The organism is Nocardia sp. NPDC004123, from assembly GCF_053603795.1.
In genome coordinates this window covers 118,162-142,417 of record NZ_JBSGGG010000013.1, presented here as the reverse complement: position 1 = coordinate 142,417, position 24,256 = coordinate 118,162, and the positions used below count along the sequence as shown (strand labels likewise).

Below are 24,256 nucleotides of genomic sequence, written 5' to 3'. Positions count from 1 at the left end.
TGGCGAGTCCGTGCTGCGGGTGGTGCTCGCCTACCGGCTGCCCATCCACACCATGGCCTGGCTGTCGAGCGTGCTCATGATCGGCGTGACCGTGCTGCTGATGGCGATCACGGTTCGAACCATCAAGCGGGCCAAGCGATCTGAAGCGATCACGGAATCGGGTTACGCTTCCGTCCATGAGTGACGGATCGGTTCCGGATCGCACGCTCGCCGGAACCGCCCGGGTGGAAGCGTTCAGCGACGGGGTGATGGCGATTGCCATCACCCTGTTGATTTTGGATATCCGGGTGCCCGACCACGAGCCCGGGCACCTGCTGCAGGCGCTGGGGCACATCTGGCCGGCGTACGTGGCCTATCTGGCGTCGTTCATGACGATCGGCGTCGTGTGGATGAACCACCACACCTTCTTCGGGCGATTACGGCGCATCGACCACGTGCTGCGGTGGTGGAATCTGATGCTGCTGCTGGGCATTTCGCTGGTGCCTTTCCCGACGATGGTGGTGGCCGACAATGTGGTGCACGGGACCAACCGGGACGCCGTGGTGGCGGTGGCGCTGTACGGGATCGTCGGGGTGATGATGACCGTGCCGTGGGCGCCCATGTGGTGGCGGCTGGCGAAGCGGCCGGAGATGTTGAAGCCCGGTCTGGGTGCGGATTACGCGCGGCGCGAGAGTTGGCGGGCCTGGCCGGGCATCCTGGTCTACGCGGTGTGCATCGGGGTCGGATTCTTGTCGCCGATCACGGCTCTGGTGCTGTATCTGCTGGTCTCGACGTTCTACGGCCTCAGCAACAAAGGGTGGACCGCGCCGTCCGATCCGGATCCCGACGAGGAGTGACCCTTGCCAATTTAAGCGATTGTGATTAACTGCCGGGGTGGACAGCACAAGTGTGGCCCGCGGCCCGGTCACCCAGATCGCCTGGGTGGTCGAGGACATCGCGGCCGGTGAACAGTTCCTGAAGACCACCATGGGCGCCGGCGGCTGGATGCGCATGCCCGAGGTCCACTTCGGGCCCGAGAGCTGCGTCTACCGTGGCGAACCCGCCGACTTCACCGCGCACATCTCGCTGTCCTACAGCGGCGACACCCAGCTCGAACTCATCCAGCCGGTGCGCGGCCGCTCCATCTACACCGAATTCCTCGAACGCGGCGGGCCCGGCCTGCACCACGTCTGCCTGGAGCCCGACGACTTCGATGCCGCCCTGAAAGATGCCGCAGCGCAGGGGATCCCGGTGGTGCAGCAGGGCGACATGAGCGGGCAGATGCGTTTCGCCTACCTCGACGGTGCGGCCTCGGGCGTACCGTTCATCGAACTCGCCGAGATCGGGCCGAATATGCGGCTGTTCTTCGAGCAGATCAAGAAGGATGCGCAGTGAGCACACAGATCCCGGAAACCCTTGCGGCGGCGTCGATTACCGAGTGGTCCGACGAGGTCGACGTGGTCGTGGCCGGATTCGGCATCGCGGGCGGCTGCGCGGCGGTCGAGGCGGCCGCCAACGGGGCCCGCGTACTGGTCCTGGAGCGGGCCGGCGTCGCGGGCGGCACCACCGCGCTGGCGGGCGGGCACTTCTACCTCGGCGGCGGCACCGCCGTGCAGCGGGCGACCGGCCACGACGATTCGGCCGAGGAGATGTACAAGTACCTGCTGTCGGTGGCGCGCGATCCCGAACCGGACAAGATCCGCGCCTACTGCGACGGCAGCGTCGAGCACTTCGACTGGCTGGAGAGTCTGGGCTTCGAATTCGAGCGCAGCTACTACCCGGAGAAGGCGGTCATCCAGCCCGGCACCCAGGGGCTGATGTACACCGGCAACGAAAAGGTCTGGCCCTACCGGGATCAGGCGACGCCCGCGCCGCGCGGGCACAAGGTTCCGGTGCCCGGCGACACCCAGGGCGCGGCCATGATCATCGAGCTGCTGGTGAAGCGGGCCGCCGCGCTCGGTGTCGAGGTGCGGTACGAGACCGGCGTGACCAATCTGATCACCGAGGCCGACGGCAGTGTGGCCGGTGTGAGCTGGAAGCACCTCGGCAGCACCGGTGCGGTGCGGGCGAAGTCGGTGGTGCTCGCCGCCGGCGGCTTCGTCATGAACACCGACATGGTGACCGAGCACGTGCCGTGGCTGACCGAGAAACCCTTCGTGCTGGGGACGCCCTTCGACGACGGGCTGGGTATCCAGCTCGGCGTCTCGGCGGGCGGCGTGACCCGCATGATGGACCAGGCCTTCGTCACCGCGCCCGTGTATCCGCCCGCGAAGCTGCTGACCGGAATCGTGGTGAACCAGCGGGGCGAACGCTTCGTCGCCGAGGATTCCTATCACGCGCGGACCTCCGCCTTCGTGCTCGATCAGCCCGGCGCGGTGGCCTACCTGATCGTGGACTCCGAGCACATGGAACGTCCGATGTTCCCGCTCGCGCCGTTCATCGACGGCTGGGAGACCGTCGAGGAGATGGCGACCGCGCTCGGAATCCCGTACGAGGCACTGCGATCCACCCTCGACCGATACAACGAGAACGCGGCTCGCGGCGAGGATCCCGATTTCCACAAGGCGGCCGAATGGCTCGAGCCGCAGGATCACGGGCCGTGGGCGGCCTTCGACCTGACCCTGGGCAAGGCGCTGTACGCGGGCTTCACCCTCGGCGGCCTGCGCACCTCGGCGGACTCGGAAGTGCTGCGGGACAACGGATCAGCGATTCCCGGGCTCTACGCGGCGGGCGCTACCGCCTCCACCCTGGCCCAGGACGGCAAGGGCTATTCCAGCGGCACCCAGCTCGGCGCGGGCTCCTTCTTCGGCCGCCGCGCCGGACGTCACGCCGCCAGCCGCTCCAGCTGACGGATCAGCTCCGAGGCGGTGACGGCATCGAACGACCCGAACGTGCCGCCCCGCAGCTCCACCGCCAGCACCCGCTGGAGCTCGGGCTCGTAGCGATAACCGCCCGCGAGCCCGGGGTCCAGTGTGACGGCCACCTCCCGGGTGGGGCCGAACCGGCGATACAGGAGCTCTCCGGACAACCCCCAGCCCAGCTGTTGCAGTCCGAACACCCGATCGGTGCGGACCTGACGATCGGTGAAGCGGGACAGGCGATCCGCTTCCGCCTCCTCCGGCGTGAGGGTGTACGTGCGCCGGTCCAGCTGCTCGAACGGCTGGCGTAATCGGTTGCCGGCGAACGAATTCCGCCATGCCGCCAGGGATTCCGCGAGGTGCAGCGGGTGGGCCACACCCACCAGCGTCTCGCGCGGCAGCTCGACGGGCCTCTCGTCCACGGCACGGAGCCCGCCCTCGGCATCGATGCGGAACGTGCCCGTCACGGTGCCGCGGCCGTCGAAGCTCGCCCACACCAGCCGCCGGGCCAGCTGACCGAGCGCGGGATCCTCGAGCACCAGCCGCCGGTGTGCCGCGGCCCGCCATCGCCGGCCGTCCACCATGGCGGCCTCCAGCCGCCGAATCTGGTCGGTGGTCACCGATTTCGGCTCCGCGGGGGCGTGTGGTGTGTCCCCGCCGGGAGCGGGCAGTTGCGCACCTAGCCGGGCATGCACCCGGAGATTCAATGTCTCCGCGGCGGGCTCGGGCTCCTCGCCGGGCGTGGTCGCCCGCAGCCACGGTGTCATCCGTCCCGCGCGCGGCTCCGGTTCCTCGATGCGCAGGCCCCGCCGTGTCTCGGCGACCGCGGCCGCGAACGCGTACCCGTGCTCGTTCATCCAGCTGTCGATGAACCGGTCGATGAACTCCTGCTCCCGCTGTGCCCCGGTCCGGTACGCGATCGCCGCCTGCTGTGCGATGGCGAACACCACCGCCGCGCCCTCCGGCGTGACCGGTCCGGCGGGGTTGGCGACGTATTCCGCTGCGGCGTCGGCGAATTCGTCCAGCCCGTCCAGCCGGGCCGCCGTCAGCACGGTCTCCACCGCTCGACGATGCCGGCGCAGGAACTTCCGCACCGCCGTGGTGGCGTGCGGATCGGCCCAGCGCCTCTCCTCGTCGGTCATGCCCGTGATCTTGCCGCCCGGCACCGACAGGTTGTCGGCAGGAGTCGCAGACAGGTTGTCGGCAGCAGGCACAGAAAGGTTGTCGGTGGGCGGCGGTAGGGTGGCTCGCTGACGCCCCGATCGGGGTCGCCTCGTGATCATGGGATGGGGGATTTCATGGTGTGGAGCAAGAGCGGAATCCGGGCCGCCCTCGCGGGTCTGGTTGTGGTCCTGCTGGCCGCGTGCGGGGGATCGAGCACGGCGAGCGACCCGTATCAGTGGCTCGAAGAGCTGGACAGTCCCCGCGTGCAGTCGTGGGTGGCGGCAGAGAACACGAAGACCCTCGGCGTGCTGGAACAGGATCCGCGCTACGCCGACAATCTGGCCCAGGCGAAGGCGCTGGCGAATGCGGCCGATCGCCTGCCGGTGCCGGAGTTCCACGACGGGATGATCGGCAACTTCTGGCAGGACGCCGACCATCAGCGGGGCATCTGGCGGGAGACGACGGTCGCGGATTACGAATCGCCGCAACCACAGTGGCGCACCGTTCTGGATCTCGACGCCCTGGCCCGCGACGAGGGCAAGAACTGGGTGTGGAAGGGCATGTCCTGCGACCCCGTCACCCATCGGCGATGCCTGGTCGAGCTGTCCGAGGGTGGCGAGGACGCCGTCACACTGCGCGAATTCGATCTGGGGACAGGGACGTTCGTGGCCGGCGGATTCGTGCTCGACCGCGGCAAGCAGTATGCCGCCTGGGTGGACACCGACACGCTGCTGGTGTCGCGGGAATGGCAGCCGGGGGAGAAGACCACCTCGGGCTATCCGTACGTCGTGAAGCGTCTGGGGCGCGGGCAGGCGCTCGACCAGGCAGTGGAGGTCGCCCGCGGCAGCCAGGGTGATGGGCTCGCCACCGCGGCGGTGCTGCTGGACAACGGGATCGGGCGGCGGATGAACCTGGTGGAGCGGCGGCCGTCGTTCTACGAGTCGGAGGTCAGCCTGCTCGCGGGCGCGCAGCCCGTGCGGCTGGGGCTGCCGCCGAAGTCCGGGCTCCAGGGCATGGTCGGCAATCGGGTCCTGGTTGCGCTGCAACAGGATTGGACCGCCGGCGGCGCCACCTTCAAGTCCGGCTCACTGGTGTCCCTCGATGCCGACGACCTGACCACGCACCCGGATCAGCCGAAGGCCGCCCTCGTCTACGAACCCGGGCCGCAGGAGACCCTCGAAGGGGTCATGACAACCCGGGACCACGTGGTGGTGACGTCGCTCTACGACGTGAAGGGCCGCGCCACCGTCTACACCCCGCAGCCCGACGGCGGCTGGACATCCGCACCGGTTCCCCTGCCCGACAATGCGACCGTCTCCGGCGTGGACGCCGATTCCCAGGGCGAGACGGCTTACCTCTCGGTCACCTCGATGCTCACCCCGGCCACCATCTGGAGCCTGGACACCGCGACCGGACGGCTGAACCAGGTGAAAGCCGCACCGGCACGGTTCGATTCGTCCGGGTTCGTGGTGGAGCAACTGAAGGCCACCTCGCCCGACGGGACCAAGGTGCCCTATTTCATCGTGCATCCGGCCACGCTGCCCTACGACGGCAGCACCCCGACGATCCTGTGGGGGTACGGCGGATTCGCCTCCTCCTCCACGCCGGGCTACAACGGGCTGCTCGGCAAGTCGTGGCTGGAACACGGTGGCGCGTATGTCATCGCGAACATCCGCGGCGGCGGCGAATACGGGCCCGCCTGGCACGACGCGGCCCTCAAGACCCACCGGCAGAAGGCCTTCGACGACTTCGCGGCCGTGGCCGACGATCTCGTCGCACGCAAGATCACCTCGCCGCGGCGGCTGGGGATCCAGGGCGGGTCCAATGGCGGGCTGCTCATGGGTGTCGAATTCACGCAGCATCCCGACCTGTGGAGTGCGGTGGACATCCAGGTTCCACTGCTGGACATGGTCCGCTACGAGCAGATCGCGGCGGGCGCGTCCTGGGTGGGGGAGTACGGATCGGTGGCCGATCCGGACGAACGGGCCTTCCTCGCGTCCATTTCGCCGTACGCACAGCTGAAGAAGGGCGTGAAGTACCCCGAGCCGCTGATCTGGACGACCACCAAAGACGACCGGGTCGGGCCCCAGCACGCGCGCAAGTTCGCCGCCCGACTAGCCGAATTCGGCGATCCGTACCTGTTCTACGAGGCCACCCAGGGCGGCCACGGGTCCGGCGCGAACAACGACGAGAAGGCGCACACCAGCGCGCTGGAGTACACCTACTTCATGCGGCAGCTGATGTGACCGGCTCGGTGTGGGGGTGACTGCCTAGGCCGGATCCCGCACGATGAGCGAAACCGCCATGGGGACGAGCACTTCCACCAGGTCGCTCACCGGCGGGCGCGGCTCGGACAGCAGCCACTCGTGGGCCAGGCCGTTGATCGCGCCGATCAGGGCGCTGCCCGCGAGCTCGCCCGCGCCGCGCACCCGCGCGCCCGAACCGGCCAGCGGTTCCACCGCCAGATACAGGGTGGCGACCCAGGCGTGCCGCCGATCGCGCCGGTGCTGTTCCATGCGCTCGCTCACGCCGACGACCTCGACAAAGGCGACCTTGGCGCGGTGCGGGTCGGCGCCGATCGAGCCGAGGAAGGCCGAGAGGGCCCGCGTCACGGTGTCGGTCGGGTCCGGGTCCGGTCCCATGGCGCTCAGGGCCGTGGCCAGCGCGGCGCCGGCCTGATCCTGGATCTGGTCGTATGCCGCGACCAGCACGTCCTCGCGGGTCTGGAACTCCTCGTAGAACTGGCGTTTGGACAGTCCGGCGGCCGCGCACACATCGGCCAGCGAACAGTTGGCGTAGCCGCGCTCACCGAAAATCTGGATGGCCGCGTCGAGGAAGCGCTGCCTGCGCTCGGCTTTTCGTTCGGTCACGGCGCGTCCGCCGTACTGCCTGCCTTCGATCGTCACTGTCGTTTCTCGATCGTCACGCCTGAAAGGTTACGGGTGCGGGTCCACGGATTCCGGTTCGCGGAATTCCGCAGCTGGTTCGCGGGACGCGGCGTCAGCGTCGCGGACGCAAACCGTTCATCATGTGGGTGACCATCTCGTCGAAGAGGCCGTCGGCCTCCTCGGCGTCGACCAGGCCCGACCCCATGATGGCGGCCAGTCCGTGCAGCGCGGCGACCGCCGACAGGCAGATGCGCCGGGCGTCGCCGGGCACCACCTCGCCGCTCGCCTGCGCATCGGTGACCATTTCGATGGGCACGGTGAACGCGCGCGCGGCGGCCTCGCCGATGGCCGGCGTCGGACTGTTCTTGCGCGCGAACATGAGTGCCAGCAGCGCCGGATTGTCGATGGCGAAGCGCAGGTAGGTGTGGGCCATGGCGCGCAGGCGCTCCAGGAAGGCGCCGGTCGCGGCGGCCTTCTCGAATCCGGCTCCGAGCCGCTCGAATCCGGCTACCGTCAGCGCGTCCAGCAGTGCCTGTTTGTCGCGGAAGTGCCGGCTGGGCGCGGCGTGGCTGACGCCGGTGTCGCGGGCGAGCTGCCGCAGCGACAGGCCGTCGACACCCGCGCCGCGCAGGGTCTCCTCGGCGCGCCGGAGTAGTTCGGCGCGCAGGTCCCCGTGGTGGTACGACCGCGCGCGCTCCACCACCTCGCGGGCTTTGCGCTTGGCGATGCTCATGGTGAGAGCAGGATATCGGACACACTCGGGGATGTTGGCGTTGACTACTTTGTTGTCGCTGCCTACATTCGTCGCATGGCGAATGACAGTGCCTCCCCGACCGGCCCGGAGGCCCCGGTGACCCCGGCGGCGACCCCGGCCCGGCAGGCCGTGCCGCTGCGCGGCTGGATCGGCCCGATGCTGGTGCTCACGCTGCTCGCGGCGCTGATCGGCACCATGTACCTCGGCTACACCTCCGACCCGGAGAAGAACCTGCACGACTTCCCGGTCGCCCTGGTCAATCAGGATGTGGGCGACGTCATGGACGGCAAGACCCTCAATGTCGGCGACCAGATCACCGGTGCGCTGACCGAGCAGATTCCGCAGGACAAGATCGATCTACGGTTGGTCGGCATCAATGACGCCCGCCAGCAGCTGAGCAACGGCCAGATCTACGGCGCCATCATCATTCCGAGCGACCTCACCAAGCGGCTGTCCATCCTGGCGGCGGCCTCGGTGGTCCCCGGCGACGTGGAGCGCCCGGTCATCACCGTGCAGACCAATCCGCGTGCGGGCACCTACGCGTCCTCGATCATGCAGCGCATCACCGATCGCGCCATGGCGCAGGTCGATACGACCGTCGGTGCGCAGCTCACCGATCAGGTGAAGGCCAAGCTGGCGCCCAAGGCGGGCGCTCCCGCAACCGAATTGTCCGGCGCGGCACGGCTGCAGCTGGCCAAGCCCATCGACGTCGTGGTCAGTCCGTACCGGCCGCTGCCCGCGGGCACCGGCCAGGGCCTGTCGGCCTTCTTCTACACCCTCGTGCTGCTGTTCGCGGGCTTCAGCGGCGCCATGATCATCCACTCCATGATCGACAACGTGCTCGGCTATGCCCCGGCCGAATACGGCCCGTGGTTCCGCGCGCCGGAGCCGGCGTCCATCAGCCGCTGGCGCACCCTGCTGGTGAAGTGGGCCATCACCGTCATCACCGCGCCGGTCCTCTCCGGCATGTTCATGGGCATCGCCAGGATCTTCGGCATGCCGATCGACCAGCCGCTGCCGCTGTTCCTCTACGGCACGCTGGCCATCATCGCGGTGGGGGTGACCGGGCTGTCGGTGCTGGCGGCCTTCGGCACCGCCGGGCTGCTGATCAACATGATCGTCTTCGTGGTGCTGGGCCTGCCGTCCTCCTCGGGTTCGATTCCGGTGGAGGCGATTCCGCGCTGGATCGCGGCGCTGTCCAGCTTCGAGCCCATGCACCAGATCTACCTGTCGGTGCGCGCCATCCTGTTCTTCGACGGGCACCTGGAGGCGGGTCTGAGCACCGGGATCTGGATGACGGTGTTCGGCCTGACCGTGGGTCTGCTGCTGGGCGCGGTCGCCACCCACACCTACGACCTGCGCGGCCTGTCCCGGCTCGGCGTGGCCTATCAGCCCTGACCATCGTCCGCCACAGTGACTTTCGGCCCTGTTCGTTGTCGAGCTGTGACGGCGATACTGGCCCCGGGCACCGAATTACTCATCGCCGGGCGATGATTGTGGGGCGGTTCGATGGTGATGGCTTCGTCGCAGTTCGATCAGCTGACGGGACAGTTCCTGCGCGCCGTGCGTGATGCCGGCGGCGGTCTGCGGGCGGTGTGCACCGCGTGTGTGCGGGTGCTGCCGGTCCGGCGGGCGGCCATCGTGCTCGAGGAACGCGACGCCGGCATGCAACCCTGGTGTGCCAGTGACGGATTCGCCGAGCAGGTGGAGCGGGCGCAGGCTACCGCGGGGGAGGGGCCCGCGGTCTCGGCGGTAACCGACGGGGTGCCGGTGGTGATCACCGATCTGAGCGCCGACTGCGAGCACTGGCCCGGGTTCGCCGAGGCGCTCTCGGGGGAGCCGGTGTCGGGTTCCCTGTTCGCAGTGCCCTTGCGGCTGGGCACGATTCGGCTGGGCGCGGTGGATCTGTACCGCGATTCGGTCGGGCAGCCGGGGCCGCGACTGCTGTCGGCGGCGCTGCACATCGCGGATCTGGTCACCGCCAGCCTGGTGCTGGCCACCGGCGACGACGCCCGGCAGTGGGCACAGCCGTTGTCCAGCCGGTGGATTCACCAGGCGGCCGGGATGACCAGCGCCCGGCTCGGCATCGAGATCCCCGATGCCTATGCCCGCCTGCGCGGATATGCCTTCACCCATGGGCTTTCCCTGGTGGAGGTGGCACGGCGGGTGGTGGAGCGCGAGATTCGGATCGAAGCCGAATGAGCGCAACTGTTCCGCAGCACCCCGCCCGGCAAATACCATGAGCTGACGGCAAGAGCGGCACAGGAAGACTTTCATGGCGGGCGCCCCAGCGTGCGCGCCGAGGGGTGATCACGGTGTCCGACAGTGAGTTGCTGGTGGCGGTGCTGGCCAGGTTCGCGCGACTGCTACCGGCGGCAACCGAACTGCCCCATATTCTGGACGAATTGATGCACAGTGCCATCGATGTGCTGGAACCGGGCGGTGTGACGGTGGCGCTGTCCCCGAAACTGCGGGGCGACCGGTCGGAACTCTTTGGCGGCATCCCCGAGGAGCTGCTGGATCTCGAGGTCTGCCAGCGCGATCACGCCCGCGGGCCCGGTGTGGTCGCCCACGCCTGCGGCGCGTCGGTGACCGTCACCGATCTCGGTAGCTACGGCGATATGTGGCCGGAGTACACGAGTCTGGCCGGGCGGCACCGGATCTCCTCGGTGGCGGCCGTCCCCATGCGCCTCGACGACACCGAAGCCGGTGTGCTGAGCCTGTATTCGCGCGACCCGCGGCACTGGACCGGCAAGGACCTCTCGGTCGCCACCCTGCTGGCGGGCATGGCCACCGGCCACATCGTCACCGCCAACCTGGTGCAGCGCCAGCAGCGGGTGACCGAGCAGCTACAGCACGCCCTCACCACCCGCATCGTGGTGGAACAGGCCAAGGGCGTGATCGCGCACGCCCACCACACCACCCCCGATGCCGCCTTCACACTCATCCGCGCCCACGCACGGCGCAATCGCGTCACCGTGCACGCGGTCGCCCACGGCATAGTCGAACTGGGCCTGCGGATTTGATCGGCGATGGATTCGCACACTTTGCCCGGAATTCCATCCCCGAAAATCGATCACGGCGGGAATAGGGTGGTCGTGGAGTAGCCTGGTGAGTTGGCGGAACCGAAAGCCCCTGTCCCCGGCCGGTTTCCGTTCGCGGTTGGCGACCGTCCCAGTCCTCGACGGCTCGTTTCGGCAAGTCCGTGCTCGCTTTCCGTCGATCTGGGGGCAATCGTGAATTCCTCACGTGCACCGCAATATTCCGCTGCCCACTCGCATCCCAGCCCATCCGTCCGGCCCGCCGCGTCCCGATCCACCCGGCGCGGCAGTGAATTCGATCAGCTCGTACGCCGGATCGGCGCGGGCGATCGGGACGCCTACGAGGAGCTCTACCGCCGCACCCGCGGCCTCATCTACTCCCGAGTCCTGAACATCGTGTGCGACACCGGATATGCCGAGGAAACCTGTCACGAGGTCTACCTGCAGGTCTGGCGCAGCGCCGCCACCTTCGACCCGGCCCGCGGCAATGCCCTGACCTGGCTCACCACCCTGGCCCACCATCAGGCGGTGGACCGGGTGCGGCGCGAATGCAGTGCGGCCGGGCACGAACACCGCTGGGGCGTCTGCGATTACCGGCCCGCCATCGATGTGGTGGCCGAGGAGATCCTGCGCCGCCACGACGAGCGCGCCATCCGTCGCGGCCTGGCCACGCTCACCCCCTATCAGCGCGAATCGGTGGTGCTGGCCTTCTACGGCGGTCTCACCTACCCACAGGTCGCGGCCCAGCTGGGCATCGGGCTGCCCGCGGTCAAGGCTCGCATCCGCTCGGCGCTGGCCCAGCTCAAAGTGTCACTGGCATAACCGGATACGGCCTGCCGATCAGTGCGCGGCGGTGGCCTTGAAGCCGCGCGGGACCAGGATCACGGTGAGCACCGCGACAGTGCCCACCATGGCGGTCGAGATCCAGGAGGTGGTGGTGAGCGCGGCATCGTAGGCGTGCTGGGCGATGCGCAGCACCTCGTCACCGGTGGGCCCGCCGATCTTCTCGGCGATATGGGCCGCGCCGCCCACCGAGCCGCGCGCCTCGGCCAGATCGTCGCCCTGCAGCGGCAATCCGGACATGTGGCCGGTGAACAGACGACCGTGAATGCTGCCCAGCAGCGCGACGCCCAGGCCGATGCCCAGTTCGTAGTTGGTCTCCTCGACCGCGCCCGCCTGCCCGGCGCGCTCGGCCGGCACCGCCGATACCAGCACCGCGGCCGCGGTGGTGATGGCGATGCCGTCACCGATGCCCAGGCACACCAGGACCAGCGCGACAATCGGATAGGTGGTGTCCGGCACTGCCGCCAGCACCGCGAAACCCCCGGCCAGCGCGCCCAGCGCGACGCCCATCAGCGCGCGCACGCTCACGTGCTGCATGAGCCACGGGGTGGACAGCGAGCCGAACAGGGTGGCCAGCGCCGCGGGCAGCGTGCGCATGCCCGCCTGGGAGGGCGAGTAGCCGTGAATGTATTGCAGCCACAACGAGATCAGGAACAGTGCCGCACCGATGGCCAGCATGGCCAGCAGGGTGGCCAGCGCCGCCGCGGTGAACGCACGATTGCGGAACAGCCGCACATCCAGCAGCGGATCCGGCGACTTCAGCTGCCGATAGGCGAACAGCCCCAGCAGGATCACCGAGGCGGCCATGATCACCAGATCGATCGGGGCCGGATTGCCCTTGGCCACATGCTTGATCCCCCACGCCAGCGCCACGACGCCCAGCACCGACAACGCCGCGCTCGCCCAGTCCAGGCTGCCGTGCTGCGGCGCTCGGTATTCCGGCAGCAGCCACAGTCCGGCGGCCACCGTGATGATCACCACCGGCACGTTCAGCCAGAAGGCCGCCGACCACCCGAACGCCTCGACCAGGTGGCCGCCGACCAGCGGGCCGATGGCCGCGCCCGCACCGGCCACCGAGGCCCAGATGCCGATGGCCAGCGTGCGTTCCCGGTCATCGGAGAAGATATTGCGGATCAGCGAGAGGGTGGACGGCATCACCATGGCCCCGCCGACGCCCAGCAGCGCGCGGCCCGCGATGAGCTGCGCGGGCGCGTGGGCGGTCGCCGCCACCACCGAGGCCAGGCCGAAAAGCACGAAGCCGGACAGGAACAGCCGCTTGCGGCCGTGGCGGTCGCCGATCGCGCCGCAGGTGATGAGCAGGCCGCCCAGCACCAGGCCGTACAGGTCGACGATCCAGAGCTGTTCCATCGGAGTGGGCGCCATGTGATCGATGAGCGACGGCAACGCGACATTGAGGATGGTCGCGTCCATCGCCACCAGCAGCAGGCTCGCGCACAGCACGGCGAGCATGGCCCACCGGCTCGCCGGCGCGGGCGCCACCCGGTTCGCCAGATCGTCCGACTGTTCCCGGGGTGGGATGCGGCCCACGTCTTCCGCCTCCTCGGCTAGGCATAGGTCAAGCTGCTGGCAACAACCTGGCTAAGACTACCCGGGGTGCGCGCCTCACTTGTTCGCGTTCTGCTTCGCCAGCAGGTCGCGGATCTCGGTGAGGAGCTCCAGTTCGGTGGGATCGGCCTTCACCGCGGTGGGCTTGCTGAGCCGGTTCTTGATGGTCTTCATCGGGAGGATGAGCACGAAATAGAGGACCGCGGCCACGCACAGGAAGTTGATGCCGGCGCTGATGATCGGACCGAGGGCGACGAAGGTGGACGGTTTGTCGGACAGGAGCTGGAAGCCCAGACCGTATTCCTTGTTGCCGCCGAGGGTGGCCAGCAGCGGCTCGATCACACCCTTGGTCACCGAGGTCACGATGGCGGTGAAGGCCGTGCCCATGACCACGGCGACCGCGAGATCGATGACATTGCCCCTCATCAGGAAGTCTTTGAAGCCCTTGAGCATGGTGCGCGCTTAATCCAATCCGAGACGTTTTCGTTATCTTCTGGATGGGAGTTTAAGGGCTGGTCGCGGTGTGGCGCGCACCTGGCACAGCCCCCTTGACGTGCATCACTCCGGACGGTCGGTCGGGGGCTGGCACACAATCCGCAACCCGATGGAGTCGTCTGGAACGAGCGAAGCGGCCGGACGAAAGCGAACAACCCCGGTTCCGGGCCGTGTGGCCCGGAACCGGGGTTGGGTGTGGACTACTTTCCGCCGGCCCTGTTCTTCAGGGCGGTGACGATCTCGTTGACCGCGGCGAGCACGTCCTGGGCGGCGTGGTCGAGGTTGGCGCGCACCGATTCCAGAGTGCTCTGGAGATCCTCGGGAGTGATCTTGTCGGCGAAGGCCTTCGCCATATCGGCGAGATCGGCGGCCGCGCTCTGTGCCCGGTCGGCCAGTTCGGCGGCGGCGCCGCTGGCCCGCTCGGCCAGCGCTCCCGCCGCTGATTCGGCTCGCTCTCTCAGGTCGGAGGCGGTGACCCCGAGGTCGGTGGTCAGATCGTCGGCGGTGGTGCGCAGGTCGTCGGTCAGGCGTTCGACCTTGTCATCGGAGTCGTCATCAGTGGGCATCGTCGTGGTTCCCTACTTCGATCCGCCGCTCAGGCATCGGAACCCTCCCTACGTCGGTCACGCTCGGGCAGTTACAGCGATCTTTCAGCAATCGATAGTAGTCCTCTTTCGGTGCGCCATCGGCACTCTTTTCGGTGCGCGGTGGCCGGCACTTCAGAGCACGGCACCCAGGACACGCTCGATGTACTCGTTCGTGAAGCGCCCCTTCGGGTCGAAGCGGCGGCGGACCTCGGCGAACTTGTCCCAGTCCGGGTAGCGCTCGCGCAGGGTCTCGGCGGTCTGGAAGTGCCGCTTGCCCCAGTGCGGGCGGCCGTTGTAGCGATCGAAGACGCGTTCGCAGGCGCGGAAATACGGCTCGTAGTTCATGCCCTGGTACTGGTGCACGGCGATGTAGCAGGTCTCGCGGCCGCCGGCGGGGGAGAGGAAGGCGTCATCGGGGGCGACCCAGCGCACCTCGATCGGCATCGGGGTGTCGAAATGCTTGGCCACCTCCTTGATCTCGCGGATGGCGTCGGCCGAATGCTCGCGTGGCAGTGCGTATTCCATCTCGGTGAAGCGGAACAGCCGGGGGCTGGCGAAGACCCGGTAGGAGCGCTCGACCTGGCGGCGGTAGCTGCCTGCGTAGGCGGCGCTGCGCTGGACCAGCGGGATCAGGTTCGGGCGGCGGCGGGTGAGCCGGCACAGCGCGTCGAAGGTGTAGTTGGTCATGAGGATGTCGGAGAACCAGTCCACGGCTCTGCCGCGCGGTTGCTCGGGCAGCTCGACCCGGTTGTTGCGCTTGGTCATTGCCAGCGGGCTGTGCGCGAACATGTAGAACTCGAAGTGCTCGTTGCCCTCGACGTAGCTGTCGAGATCGGCCAGTACCTCCTCGACCGGGACCGGCCGTTCGATGCCCTCGAGGACGAAGGACGGCACCATCTGCAGGGTCACGGCGGTGACCACGCCCAGCGCGCCCACGTTCACGCGGGCGGCGCGCCAGCCGTCGGGGTCGGTCTGCTCGTTGAGTTCGACCCGGCTGCCGTCGGCGAGCATGAGCTCGACGGAATGCAGTGCGGCCGAGAGGTTCTGCAGCTTGGATCCGGTTCCGTGGGTGCCGGTCGCGGTGGCGCCGGCAATGGACTGCACGTCGATGTCGCCGAGATTGGGGAAGGCCAGACCCAGCGGGTGCAGCGCATTGCTGGCGGCATTGAGCGTGATGCCGGCTTCCGCCCGGACCAGCCCGGATTCGCGGTCCACGTTCAGGATCCGGTCCAGCTTGTTCAGGCGCAGGAGTGTGCCGTCGGTGAGCACGGTCTCGGTGAAGGAGTGTCCCGATCCGGCGACCCGGACGGTGTGCCCGTTCGCTTCGGCCTGTGCGAGTACTGCCGCGACGTCCTCGGGCGAGCTCGGTTCGGCGATGGCCGCCGGGGTACAGCTCTGATCCCCGGCCCAGTTCGTCCAAGAATTGGTCATGCGACCAACTTTAAACCGCGAGTGTGATGCGCGCTACCGTTTGCGCGGGGTATACGCCGCGGCCTTGGCCCGCTCCACCTCGTCCTCGGTGAGCGGCGGCTGCGCCAGCGCCAGGCGGGGCACGCCGTCGCCGCGCACGCCATTGAGGATCAGTGCCATATAGCGCTCCCAGACCTGGGGATTGACCGGCCGGGCGAATCCGGCAATGCCGTCGACCATGTTCACCATGGCGAAGAAGTCGCCCGCCTCGATATCGGGCTGCAGCGCGCCCGCGTCCCTGGCGCGCTGGATGACCGCCTGCATGCCGGGCCGGATGTGATCCTTCATGGCGCAGAAGCGATCCATGCTGTCGTGCAATTCGAGGATGACCTCGCCGAAGCCGCGGTTGACCGCGACGTGCCGGCACGAGTACTCGAACAGGTCGACCAGGCCCTCCCAGGGGTCCGGATGGTGCAGTGCCACATCCACGGCCCCGGCGAGTTCGGTGACCATCTGGTCGAAGACCTCGGAGATGAGCTCCTGTTTGTTGGCGAAGCGGCGGTAGACGGTGCCGACGCCGACGCCGGCGCGCTCGGCTACATCGTCGAGGGTGACCTCCAGCCCGCGATCGGCGAACAGCTCGCGGGCGGCCGCGATGATGCGCTGCTGATTGCGGGCGGCGTCCGCGCGCAGACGCCGAGGTGGGGGCGCGGTGGTGACGTGATTCACACCCTGATCCTAACAGCAATCGGGATTATCTGGAGGACCTGTCTCCGTTTTGCTAGTAGCTTTTACCGGTAAGCGGAGACGGGTTCTCCACTAATCCTAGGGGACGAGGAAAACCGCCATGACAACAGCTCTCGAGAAAGAAGTCGCGGCACCGGCCGCTGCGCCGCGGCGCGGATCGCACGCGCTGCGCTGGTGGGTGCTCGCCGTGCTCGGCGTCGCCCAGCTGATGGTCGTGCTGGACGCGACCGTCGTGAATATCGCGCTGCCGCACGCGCAGGCCGATCTGGGCTTCTCCAATGGCGATCGGCAGTGGGTCATCACCGGCTACGCGCTCGCCTTCGGCAGCCTGCTGCTGCTGGGTGGACGGCTCTCCGATCTGTTCGGACGGCGTACCACGTTCATCACCGGCCTGGTCGGCTTCGCGGTCGCCTCGGCCGTCGGCGGCGCGGCCGGCAACTTCGAGGTGCTGGTCGGCTCCCGCGTCGCGCAGGGCGTGTTCGCCGCGCTGCTCGCGCCCGCCGCGCTCTCGCTGCTGACCGTCACCTTCACCGAACCCGCCGAGCGCGCAAAGGCTTTCGGCATCTTCGGCGCCATCGCCGGCGCCGGCGGCGCGCTGGGCCTGCTGCTGGGCGGCGCGCTCACCGAGTGGGCCTCGTGGCGCTGGGTGATGTACGTGAACCTGGTGTTCGCGGCCATCGCGCTGGTCGGCGCGGTACTGCTGCTGGCCGGGCACACCGCCACCGAGCGGCCCAAGCTGGATCTGCCCGGCACCCTGGCGGTGACCGCCGCGCTGTTCGCCATCGTCTACGGCTTCTCGCACGCCGAGTCGGACGGCTGGACCAATGGCCTGACGCTGTCCTTCCTGATCGGCGGCGTGCTGCTGCTCGGCGTGTTCGCCTGGCTGGAACAGCGGGTCGCGCATCCGCTGCTGCCGCTGCGCGTGGTGCTGGACAAGACCCGCGGCGCGTCCTACGTCACGGTGTTCACCATCGGCATCGGCATGTTCGCCATGTTCCTGTTCCTGACCTACTACATGCAGCAGCAGCTGGGGTACTCGCCGATCCGCACCGGCGTGGCGTTCCTGCCCATGGTCGCCGGCATGGTGGCGGCCTCCACCACCGTGCCCGCCCTGCTGATTCCCCGGGTGGGCCCGAAGGTGACCGTGGTGAGCGGGTTCCTGCTCGCCACAGTGGGAATGGTGCTGCTGACCCGCATCGGCGTGGACACCGGCTACGCGAGCCACATCCTGCCCAGCCTGGTCCTGATGGGCCTGGGTCTCGGTATGGCGATGTCGACGGCCTTCAGCGGCGCGACCTCGGGCGTGCACCACAGTGACGCCGGTGTCGCCTCGGCGATGGTGAACACCAGCCAGCAGGTCGGCGGTTCCATCGGCACCGCGCTGCTGAGCACCCTGGCCTCGACGGCTTTCAACAATTACGCGTCGAGCCACGTGCCGCCGTCGGCGGCGGTGCTGGCCGAGGCCGCGGTGAAGAGCTACACCACCACCTTCTGGTGGGCCGCAGCGATCTTCGTGGTCGGCGCGGTGGTCACCGGTCTGATCATGCCCAACAAGGTGCCGGTTCCGGCAGAGGGCGAACCCGTTCTGGCGCACTGAGTTCCGGACATGGAAGCGGCCCCGCTCGCGAAAGTGAGTGGGGCCGCTTCTTTTTCGGCTTACCGCGATCAGCGGCAGTTGGAGGGTGGGGCCAGGCCCGCGAACCGGTCGGACAGGTAGTCCACAGCGGTGGCGGCGCCGGCCATGGCGGTGCCATGGTCGGCGCCGGGGATGATGTCGAACTGGACCGGGGTGCCGGCGGCGCAGTAACGGTCCGCGGTCTCGAGGGCGAGGTCCAGGGGGACCTGGTCGTTGCTGCCGTGCCATTCGTAGAGGGGTTGGCGGATGAGCTCCGGGACGACCTCGAGGGCATTGGCGTGCATGGTGTGGATCAGGTCCGGGTCGTTCTCCTTGCCGGGGTGGAAGACGTCGCCGATGCTGTGGTTCGCGCCGACCGTAATGATGTCGTCCACACAGGAATTGGCGATGCGGTCGCGCATCCAGAAGCCGAAGGGGGTGAGCGAGCTGTCCAGCTGGATCTGGGCGGGGTACTCGCGCTCCATGCCCACTGCCACCGCGAAGCCCAGGCCGAACAGCGGCTGGGGCGTATTGCCCACCTGGATGGCCAGTTTGCCCGGATTGACCGGCACGCCGCCCTCCGCGACGCCGACGATCGGCAGCTCGGGCGCGTAGCCGGGGGCGATGGCGGCCGCGAAACCGGTGGCCATCGCACCGCCGGAGTAACCGGCCAGGCCGACCGGCGAATCACCCAGTCCCGCCGGGGCGAAACGCTCGACGGCGCGAATGCCGTCGAGGGTGATCTGCCCGCCCATGCGGGCCGCGCCGTAGGCGCTGTCGGGGCCGAGGTGATCGGGCACGGCGATCGCCCAGCCGCGTGCCAGCAGCAGCGGGAAGGCGGCAGCCTCCCGCACGCCGCCGTTGAACAGGGCGTGCGACGGCGCGCATTGCATGCCCAGGGAATTCACGAACGGCTGATACGACACCAGCGGTCGCGGGCCGGGGCCCGGAGTGATGAGGGTGGTCACCGCGGCGATGGGCACGCCGGTGGAGTTCGTGGAGCGGAACTTCAGCTGCCACACCGTCGCTCCGGGCCAGGGATGGCTGGGCACCAGGCGGGAATCGAGGATGTCACCGTTATGGGCGGCGGCGAGATTCCCTGAGGCGTAGTAGAACCCGTCCGGGTCGGAAACCGGATAAATCGCCCCGGCGTGGGCCGCGGGGGTGGCAGCCATGGCGGCCACCAGTACCGTGGCGATTCCGAACCCTTGGACCAGCAACTTTCTGATCGACTGCCGCACCGCCAACTTGACTCCTCGAGGCCGATGGGACAACTCCGGGCAAGCGGCACTATCCTCGCAGTTCCGGGCTGCTGTTCGGGTTCATCAACACGCCGAACAGCAATTATTTGGCTAATTGGAGAGGAGGGGCGGTGACAGCGAGAGTCGCGGGCGTGGACGCCGCCCTGCTCGGCGTCATCGCCCTCGGTGGCGCGATCGGCGCGGAAGCGCGCTACGCCATGAGCCTGTGGGTGCCGCACCACGGCTCGATTCCGTGGCAGACCTTGGCGGTCAACGTGATCGGTTGCTTCCTCATCGGGGTACTGATGGTGTGTATCACCGAGATCTGGGTGGCGCACCGGCTGTTGCGGCCCTTTCTCGGGGTCGGGATTCTCGGCGGATTCACCACCATGTCCACCTACGCGGTGGAAGTTCGTACACTGCTCGAATCGGGCCGGGTCGGCGCCGGACTGGCCTACCTCGGGGGAACGGTGGCGACAGGACTGATTTCGGTCGTGCTGGGCGTGAGTGCGACACGATGGGTATCGGAGACGGCACGACGATTGGGGGCAGGCGATGAGTGACATGGTTCGGCAGTGGGTACCCGCGTCTCGGCTGACGGTGCTGCTCGGCGAGGACGACACCTATCGACACCGGCCCCGCTATCACGAGATCGTGCGGCGTGCCCGGGATGCCGGACTGGCCGGGGCCAGTGTGTGGCGCGGCGTCGAGGGTTATGGGGTGTCCTCCCATATCCACACCGCCCGGCTGCTCGATCTGGCCGAGCGGTTGCCGGTGATGGTGATGATCATCGACGACACCGCACGGCTGCGGGCGTTCGTGGAAAGCAATGCGGACCTGCTGGATTCGGTGACGGTGGCGCTTTCGCCGGTCGAAGTGCTCGCCGGAGTGCGGCGGTGACAGGGCTGCTGGTGATCCTCGGCGCGCTCTTCGGGGCGCCCGTCCGGTATCTGGTGGATCGCGCGGTGGCCTATCGATTCGATAGTGTTCTCCCCCTGGGCACACTGGCGGTGAACATGGGCGGTTCGGCCGTGCTGGGCGCGTTGATCGGTGCGGGAGCAAATCATTGGCTTCTGGCTGCCGTGGGAACGGGGTTCTGCGGCGCGCTGACCACGTTCAGTACGTTCGGGTACGAAACGGTTCGATTGGCCGAGGAGGGCGCTTACAGCTATGCGGTGGCGAACGTCGTGATCGGCGTCGGCGCAAGTCTGGCCGCGGCCTACCTCGGTGCCTTGCTCGGGCAGTGGGTGTGGCCGTGATGCTCATGACCAGCCGGGCGCAGGCGATACGGAAGGGGGGTGCGAGCATGGCCCACGATCGAGCCGGACGACCGGCCCGGGCCACGGACCTCGAGGACATCGCGCACTTGGTGACGGCCTACTACAGCCGGATTCCGGATCCGTCGGATCCCGCGCAGCTGGTGTCCTTCGGCACCTCCGGGCATCGCGGGTCGAGCCTGGACTGTGCCTTCAACGAGGCGCACATCCTGGCCATCACCCAGGCGATCGTGGAATACCGTGCCTCGCGCGGCATCACCGGGCCGGTGTATCTGGCACGGGATACGCACGCGCTGTCCGAGCCCGCCTGGACCACTGCGCTGGAGGTGCTCGCCGCCAATGACGTCACCGCCGTCATCGACTCGCGCGACAGGTACACGCCCACACCGGCTTTGAGTCATGCCGTGCTGCGGCACAATCGGGGCGGGACCCGGCACCAGGCCGACGGCATCGTGGTGACGCCCTCGCACAATCCGCCGCGCGACGGCGGGTTCAAATACAACCCGCCGCACGGCGGTCCCGCCGACACCATCGCCACCGATGCCATCGCCGCGCGCGCCAACGAGCTGCTGCGCACCGGGCTGGCCGACGTCAAGCGCACCTCGCTGGCGCAGGCGCTGGCCACCAAGGTGGAGCGCTACGACTACCTGGACCGCTACATCTCGGACCTACCCAATGTGCTGAACCTGGACGCCATTCGGGGCGCCGGGATTCGGCTGGGCGCGGACCCCATGGGCGGGGCCTCGGTGGACTACTGGGAGGAGATCGGGCAGCGGTACGACCTCGAGCTCGAGGTGGTGAATCCGTTCGTCGATCCGACCTGGCGGTTCATGACGCTGGACTCCGACGGGCGGATCCGGATGGATCCCTCGTCGCGGTACGCCATGGCGTCGCTGGTAGCGATTCGCGACGATTACGACATTTCCACCGGCAACGACGCGGACGCGGACCGGCACGGGATCGTGACTCCCGATGCGGGACTGATGAATCCGAACCACTACCTGGCGGTGGCGATCGAGTACATGATCGCCAATCGGATGGGGTGGGACGCGCTCACCAAGATCGGCAAGACGGTGGTGACGTCTTCCATGATCGATCGGGTGGTCGGCGTGTTCGGCCGCGACGTCTACGAGGTGCCGGTCGGGTTCAAGTGGTTCGTGCCCGGATTGTTCAGCGGCAGCCTGGCTTTCGGCGGCGAGGAATCCGCGGGCGCGTCGTTCCTGCGCATGGACGGCACCGTGTGGACCACCGACAAGGACGGCATCCTGCTCGCGCTGCTGGCCGCGGAGATCACCGCCGTCACCGGGCAGAGTCCGTCCACCCGCTACACCGAACTCGAAAAACGCTACGGCTCACCCGCCTATGCCCGCGTGGACGCCACCGCCACCCCGGAACAGAAGACCCGCCTGGCGGCGTTGACGCCCGATATGATCACCGCGACCGAAATCGCCGGCGAACCCATCACCGGCATCCAGACCCGCGCCCGTGGCAATGGCGCGGCCCTCGGCGGCGTCAAGGTCACCACCGAGAACGCCTGGTTCGCCGCCCGCCCGTCTGGCACCGAGGACAAGTACAAGATCTACGCCGAATCCTTCCAGGGGCCGGAGCACCTCGCGCAGGTCCAGGCCGCGGCCGAGGAGATCGTCGGACACGCCCTCATGGGTGAATAGCGCGGCCTTCGGTCAGGTGTGGCGAATGGATGAATTGGTGTGTGCGCCGGGCGGATCCGGGTGGGCGGTGCGTTGTGGTGAGTGAGGTCGAGGGGCCGGTGGGCGGGCGGCATCGGCTGCCGGTGGAGATCTGGGTGCTGGTGGGGTCGGCGTTCACGATCGCCATCGGGTTCGGGTTGGTGGCGCCGGCGTTGCCGCAGTTCGCGCGGAGTTTCGAGGTGGGGGTGGCCGCTGCCTCGTTCATCGTGAGCGCGTTCGCGTTGATGCGGTTGATCTTCGCGCCGATGGCGGGTCGGTTGTTGCAGAAGCTGGGGGAGCGGCCGGTCTATCTGACCGGGCTGTTGATCGTGGCGGTGTCCACCGGTGCGTGCGCGCTGGCCCAGAGTTATTGGCAGCTGCTGGTATTGCGGTCACTGGGTGGGATCGGGTCCACTATGTTCACGGTGTCCTCGCTGGGGCTGGTCATCCGGATGTCGCCGCCCGCCGAACGAGGGCGGGTCTCGGGGGTGTACTCGACGAGCTTCCTGATCGGCTCGATCAGCGGGCCGCTGGTCGGCGGTGCGCTGTCCTTCCTCGGCCTGCGCGCGCCGTTCCTCATCTACTGCGTGGCGCTGCTGATCGCCAGCCTCATCGTCTATGTGGCGCTGCGGGATTCCCCGCTGGCCCTGCCGGAGAAATCGAACGGCGCGCCCGTGATGACCTTCCGTGAAGGGCTGGCCCGGCCCGCGTACCGGGCCTCACTGTGGGCCAACTTCGGCAATGGCGCAGCCGTTTTCGGTGTGCGCATGGCACTGGTGCCGCTCATCGTGGTGGAGGTCCTGAAGCAGGACGCCGCCCTTGCGGGCGTGGCCCTGACCGCCTTCGCCCTCGGCAATGCCTCGGTCCTTTTCCTGTCCGGGCGCTGGTCGGACACGGTGGGCCGCAAGCCCTTCCTCATCGCAGGAACCCTGGTCTGCGCCGTCGGCACCGCGGGCATCGGCCTTGCCCCGACCCTCGCCTGGCTGCTGGTCGCCTCCTGCGTGGCAGGCATCGGCTCCGGCATGTTCACCCCCGCCCTGCAAGCGGCGGTCGCGGACATCATCGGCCCCGGCACCCGAGGTGGCCCGGTCCTCGCGGGCTACCAGATGTCCGCCGACCTGGGCACCTTCCTCGGCCCCTACGCCATCGGCATGCTCGCCGACCGCGTCTCCTACGGCGTGGCCCTGGGTGTGACCGGCGCCCTGCTGGCCTCGGCATCGGCGGTCTGGCTGCTGGCACCGGAAACCCTCCGCCGAAGAGAACCCGCCGCAGCCACCGCCGCCTAGCGGGTCGGCCGCAGATTTTGGTGGGGCGGGGTGGGTGTTGCTCGGGCGGGGGCGTCGGGCAGAGTGTTGCGGGTGAGCAAACCGACTTCGAATCACACACCGCGGCCGGTCTCGAGCAAGACCACCTACGCGCTGGCCGGGCTGGCCGTTGTCGTGGTCGCGGTGATCGTGGCGGCCCTCTATCTGTGGAATCGCGGCGGCGGGGACGAGGTGCGCAACGACGGGTACGGTCCGGTGCACGATCCTGCGGTGTCGGTGGCCCTGGATTCCGACGGAGCCATTGTGCTGGGCAAGCCCAATGTGAAAACCATTGACATCTATGAGGATCCGCTGTGCCCGGCGTGTGGTCAGCTGGAGAAGAGCTACGGGCAGGAGATCGCCCAGCAGGTCGACCTCGGCAAGATTGCGGTGCGGTACCGCCTGGTGAACTTCCTCGACCCGCGGTCGGCCAGCAAGGACTACTCCACCCGCGCGGTGGCCGCCAACGAGTGCGTCGCCCAGGCCGGTGACGGTCCGGTCTACTCGAAGTTCCACTCGCTGCTGTTCACCACCAAGCAGCCCGCCGAGGGCGGTTCCGACCACGACAACAAGGAACTGGCCGCCATCGCCAAGGAGGCGGGCGCCGGTGACGACGTCGCCAAGTGCATCACCTCCGGCGACCGCGCCGACACCGGCCGCGCCCACGCCGAAGCCGCGCTGAAGGCCCTCAACGATGCCCTCAACAATCGCGCCGCCACCCCGTCGGTGTTCATCGACGGCAAGAAGGTCGACGTGAACAACAAGAACTGGGTCTTGGACGCCGCGAAATAGGCTGGGC

25 protein-coding genes are annotated in these 24,256 nt (G+C 68.4%); 16 read left to right on the top strand and 9 right to left on the bottom strand.

Translation table 11 applies throughout. The features are described 5' to 3' along the window. The 4 genes from ACWEQQ_RS20340 to ACWEQQ_RS20325 form a co-directional block, all read left to right on the top strand. The coding region (locus tag ACWEQQ_RS20340; protein WP_452349272.1) for a hypothetical protein at positions 1–184 on the top strand (184 nt) is incomplete at its 5' end. Then, positions 177–836 (top strand): TMEM175 family protein, encoded by a 660-nt coding sequence (locus ACWEQQ_RS20335; protein WP_452349271.1) that lies wholly within the window; start codon positions 177–179, stop codon positions 834–836. The genes ACWEQQ_RS20340 and ACWEQQ_RS20335, both read left to right, overlap by 8 nt. Before the next feature lie 37 nt (positions 837–873). Continuing rightward, positions 874–1,374: a VOC family protein gene (locus tag ACWEQQ_RS20330; RefSeq protein ID WP_452349270.1), complete on the top strand. Its 501-nt coding sequence runs from the start codon at positions 874–876 to the stop codon at positions 1,372–1,374. Further along, the gene (locus ACWEQQ_RS20325; RefSeq protein WP_452339116.1) at positions 1,371–2,828 is read left to right on the top strand and encodes an FAD-binding protein; all 1,458 of its coding nucleotides are present in this window, start codon (positions 1,371–1,373) and stop codon (positions 2,826–2,828) included. Before ACWEQQ_RS20330 ends, ACWEQQ_RS20325 begins: the two co-directional genes overlap by 4 nt. Here the strand turns inward: ACWEQQ_RS20325 and ACWEQQ_RS20320 are convergent. Then, positions 2,804–4,051 (bottom strand): DUF4132 domain-containing protein, encoded by a 1,248-nt coding sequence (locus ACWEQQ_RS20320; protein WP_452349269.1) that lies wholly within the window; start codon positions 4,049–4,051, stop codon positions 2,804–2,806. The two genes, ACWEQQ_RS20325 and ACWEQQ_RS20320, sit on opposite strands and share 25 nt — an antisense overlap. 84 nt (positions 4,052–4,135) lie before the next feature. On the opposite strand from ACWEQQ_RS20320, the gene ACWEQQ_RS20315 reads away from it, so the two are divergent. Further along, a complete protein-coding gene (locus ACWEQQ_RS20315) occupies positions 4,136–6,247 on the top strand; it encodes a prolyl oligopeptidase family serine peptidase (RefSeq protein ID WP_452349268.1) in 2,112 nt (703 codons plus the stop codon). 24 nt (positions 6,248–6,271) lie between these two features. Here ACWEQQ_RS20315 and ACWEQQ_RS20310 read toward each other — a convergent pair whose 3' ends face one another. Together ACWEQQ_RS20310 and ACWEQQ_RS20305 are read right to left on the bottom strand one after the other, a co-directional pair. Beyond that, positions 6,272–6,871, bottom strand: coding sequence for a TetR/AcrR family transcriptional regulator (locus ACWEQQ_RS20310; protein ID WP_379427105.1), 600 nt, complete (start codon positions 6,869–6,871; stop codon positions 6,272–6,274). Between the two features lie 130 nt (positions 6,872–7,001). Next, entirely contained in the window at positions 7,002–7,622 is a 621-nt protein-coding gene (locus ACWEQQ_RS20305; RefSeq protein ID WP_379379193.1) for a TetR/AcrR family transcriptional regulator, read from the bottom strand. A 75-nt stretch (positions 7,623–7,697) separates the two neighbouring features. On the opposite strand from ACWEQQ_RS20305, the gene ACWEQQ_RS20300 reads away from it, so the two are divergent. The 4 genes from ACWEQQ_RS20300 to ACWEQQ_RS20285 all read left to right on the top strand — a co-directional run bounded on the left by ACWEQQ_RS20300 (position 7,698) and on the right by ACWEQQ_RS20285 (position 11,506). Then, entirely contained in the window at positions 7,698–9,041 is a 1,344-nt protein-coding gene (locus ACWEQQ_RS20300; RefSeq protein ID WP_452349267.1) for a DUF3533 domain-containing protein, read from the top strand. A 117-nt stretch (positions 9,042–9,158) separates the two neighbouring features. Continuing rightward, a complete protein-coding gene (locus ACWEQQ_RS20295; protein ID WP_452349266.1) occupies positions 9,159–9,845 on the top strand; it encodes a GAF and ANTAR domain-containing protein in 687 nt (228 codons plus the stop codon). Positions 9,846–9,958: 113 nt separating this feature from the next. Continuing rightward, entirely contained in the window at positions 9,959–10,669 is a 711-nt protein-coding gene (locus tag ACWEQQ_RS20290; protein ID WP_452349265.1) for a GAF and ANTAR domain-containing protein, read from the top strand. 210 nt (positions 10,670–10,879) lie between these two features. Then, complete coding sequence (locus ACWEQQ_RS20285; protein ID WP_452349264.1) at positions 10,880–11,506, top strand: sigma-70 family RNA polymerase sigma factor; 627 nt, start codon at positions 10,880–10,882, stop codon at positions 11,504–11,506. Between the two features lie 18 nt (positions 11,507–11,524). Here ACWEQQ_RS20285 and ACWEQQ_RS20280 read toward each other — a convergent pair whose 3' ends face one another. The 5 genes from ACWEQQ_RS20280 to ACWEQQ_RS20260 form a co-directional block, all read right to left on the bottom strand. After that, positions 11,525–13,075, bottom strand: a complete 1,551-nt coding sequence (locus tag ACWEQQ_RS20280; protein WP_452349263.1) for an MFS transporter — start codon at positions 13,073–13,075, stop codon at positions 11,525–11,527. A 75-nt stretch (positions 13,076–13,150) separates the two neighbouring features. Beyond that, positions 13,151–13,546: a large conductance mechanosensitive channel protein MscL gene (mscL, locus tag ACWEQQ_RS20275; RefSeq protein ID WP_452339123.1), complete on the bottom strand. Its 396-nt coding sequence runs from the start codon at positions 13,544–13,546 to the stop codon at positions 13,151–13,153. Positions 13,547–13,788: 242 nt separating this feature from the next. Continuing rightward, entirely contained in the window at positions 13,789–14,154 is a 366-nt protein-coding gene (locus tag ACWEQQ_RS20270; RefSeq protein WP_354840665.1) for a hypothetical protein, read from the bottom strand. Between the two features lie 153 nt (positions 14,155–14,307). Then, positions 14,308–15,606, bottom strand: coding sequence for a D-arabinono-1,4-lactone oxidase (locus tag ACWEQQ_RS20265; protein ID WP_452349262.1), 1,299 nt, complete (start codon positions 15,604–15,606; stop codon positions 14,308–14,310). Between the two features lie 33 nt (positions 15,607–15,639). Beyond that, complete coding sequence (locus ACWEQQ_RS20260) at positions 15,640–16,314, bottom strand: TetR/AcrR family transcriptional regulator (RefSeq protein ID WP_379379177.1); 675 nt, start codon at positions 16,312–16,314, stop codon at positions 15,640–15,642. A gap of 118 nt (positions 16,315–16,432) precedes the next feature. Here ACWEQQ_RS20260 and ACWEQQ_RS20255 point away from each other — a divergent pair, with 118 nt between their 5' ends. Then, positions 16,433–17,929 (top strand): MFS transporter, encoded by a 1,497-nt coding sequence (locus ACWEQQ_RS20255; protein WP_452339126.1) that lies wholly within the window; start codon positions 16,433–16,435, stop codon positions 17,927–17,929. Positions 17,930–17,997: 68 nt separating this feature from the next. Here the strand turns inward: ACWEQQ_RS20255 and ACWEQQ_RS20250 are convergent, their stop codons facing one another. After that, the gene (locus ACWEQQ_RS20250) at positions 17,998–19,188 is read right to left on the bottom strand and encodes a lipase family protein (RefSeq protein ID WP_452349348.1); all 1,191 of its coding nucleotides are present in this window, start codon (positions 19,186–19,188) and stop codon (positions 17,998–18,000) included. A gap of 131 nt (positions 19,189–19,319) precedes the next feature. Between ACWEQQ_RS20250 and crcB (ACWEQQ_RS20245) the strand changes: the two genes are divergently transcribed. The 6 genes from crcB (ACWEQQ_RS20245) to ACWEQQ_RS20220 all read left to right on the top strand — a co-directional run bounded on the left by crcB (ACWEQQ_RS20245) (position 19,320) and on the right by ACWEQQ_RS20220 (position 24,249). Beyond that, positions 19,320–19,751, top strand: coding sequence for a fluoride efflux transporter CrcB (crcB, locus tag ACWEQQ_RS20245; protein WP_452349261.1), 432 nt, complete (start codon positions 19,320–19,322; stop codon positions 19,749–19,751). Next, positions 19,744–20,088, top strand: coding sequence for a DUF190 domain-containing protein (locus tag ACWEQQ_RS20240; RefSeq protein WP_452339128.1), 345 nt, complete (start codon positions 19,744–19,746; stop codon positions 20,086–20,088). The genes crcB (ACWEQQ_RS20245) and ACWEQQ_RS20240 overlap by 8 nt, the downstream gene beginning before the upstream one ends. Then, positions 20,085–20,447, top strand: a complete 363-nt coding sequence (crcB, locus tag ACWEQQ_RS20235) for a fluoride efflux transporter CrcB (RefSeq protein ID WP_452339129.1) — start codon at positions 20,085–20,087, stop codon at positions 20,445–20,447. The genes ACWEQQ_RS20240 and crcB (ACWEQQ_RS20235) overlap by 4 nt, the downstream gene beginning before the upstream one ends. A gap of 47 nt (positions 20,448–20,494) precedes the next feature. Continuing rightward, positions 20,495–22,135, top strand: coding sequence for a phosphoglucomutase (alpha-D-glucose-1,6-bisphosphate-dependent) (pgm, locus tag ACWEQQ_RS20230; RefSeq protein WP_452349260.1), 1,641 nt, complete (start codon positions 20,495–20,497; stop codon positions 22,133–22,135). A gap of 77 nt (positions 22,136–22,212) precedes the next feature. Next, on the top strand, positions 22,213–23,439 hold the full coding sequence (locus ACWEQQ_RS20225; RefSeq protein ID WP_452349259.1) for an MFS transporter: 1,227 nt from the start codon (positions 22,213–22,215) through the stop codon (positions 23,437–23,439). A 72-nt stretch (positions 23,440–23,511) separates the two neighbouring features. After that, positions 23,512–24,249, top strand: a complete 738-nt coding sequence (locus ACWEQQ_RS20220) for a DsbA family protein (protein WP_452349258.1) — start codon at positions 23,512–23,514, stop codon at positions 24,247–24,249. Positions 24,250–24,256: the final 7 nt, after the last annotated feature.

Excerpts from the sequence above, each read along its gene's own strand:
- ACWEQQ_RS20305 (WP_379379193.1), bottom strand. The coding sequence starts at position 7,622 with ATGAGCATCGCCAAGCGCAAAGCCCGCGAGGTGGTGGAGCGCGCGCGG.
- ACWEQQ_RS20315 (WP_452349268.1), top strand. The coding sequence starts at position 4,136 with ATGGTGTGGAGCAAGAGCGGAATCCGGGCCGCCCTCGCGGGTCTGGTT.
- ACWEQQ_RS20265 (WP_452349262.1), bottom strand. The coding sequence starts at position 15,606 with ATGACCAATTCTTGGACGAACTGGGCCGGGGATCAGAGCTGTACCCCG.
- pgm (WP_452349260.1), top strand. The coding sequence starts at position 20,495 with ATGGCCCACGATCGAGCCGGACGACCGGCCCGGGCCACGGACCTCGAG.
- ACWEQQ_RS20270 (WP_354840665.1), bottom strand. The coding sequence starts at position 14,154 with ATGCCCACTGATGACGACTCCGATGACAAGGTCGAACGCCTGACCGAC.
- ACWEQQ_RS20240 (WP_452339128.1), top strand. The coding sequence starts at position 19,744 with ATGAGTGACATGGTTCGGCAGTGGGTACCCGCGTCTCGGCTGACGGTG.
- ACWEQQ_RS20300 (WP_452349267.1), top strand. The coding sequence starts at position 7,698 with ATGGCGAATGACAGTGCCTCCCCGACCGGCCCGGAGGCCCCGGTGACC.
- ACWEQQ_RS20335 (WP_452349271.1), top strand. The coding sequence starts at position 177 with ATGAGTGACGGATCGGTTCCGGATCGCACGCTCGCCGGAACCGCCCGG.
- ACWEQQ_RS20295 (WP_452349266.1), top strand. The coding sequence starts at position 9,159 with ATGGCTTCGTCGCAGTTCGATCAGCTGACGGGACAGTTCCTGCGCGCC.
- ACWEQQ_RS20255 (WP_452339126.1), top strand. The coding sequence starts at position 16,433 with ATGACAACAGCTCTCGAGAAAGAAGTCGCGGCACCGGCCGCTGCGCCG.
- mscL (WP_452339123.1), bottom strand. The coding sequence starts at position 13,546 with ATGCTCAAGGGCTTCAAAGACTTCCTGATGAGGGGCAATGTCATCGAT.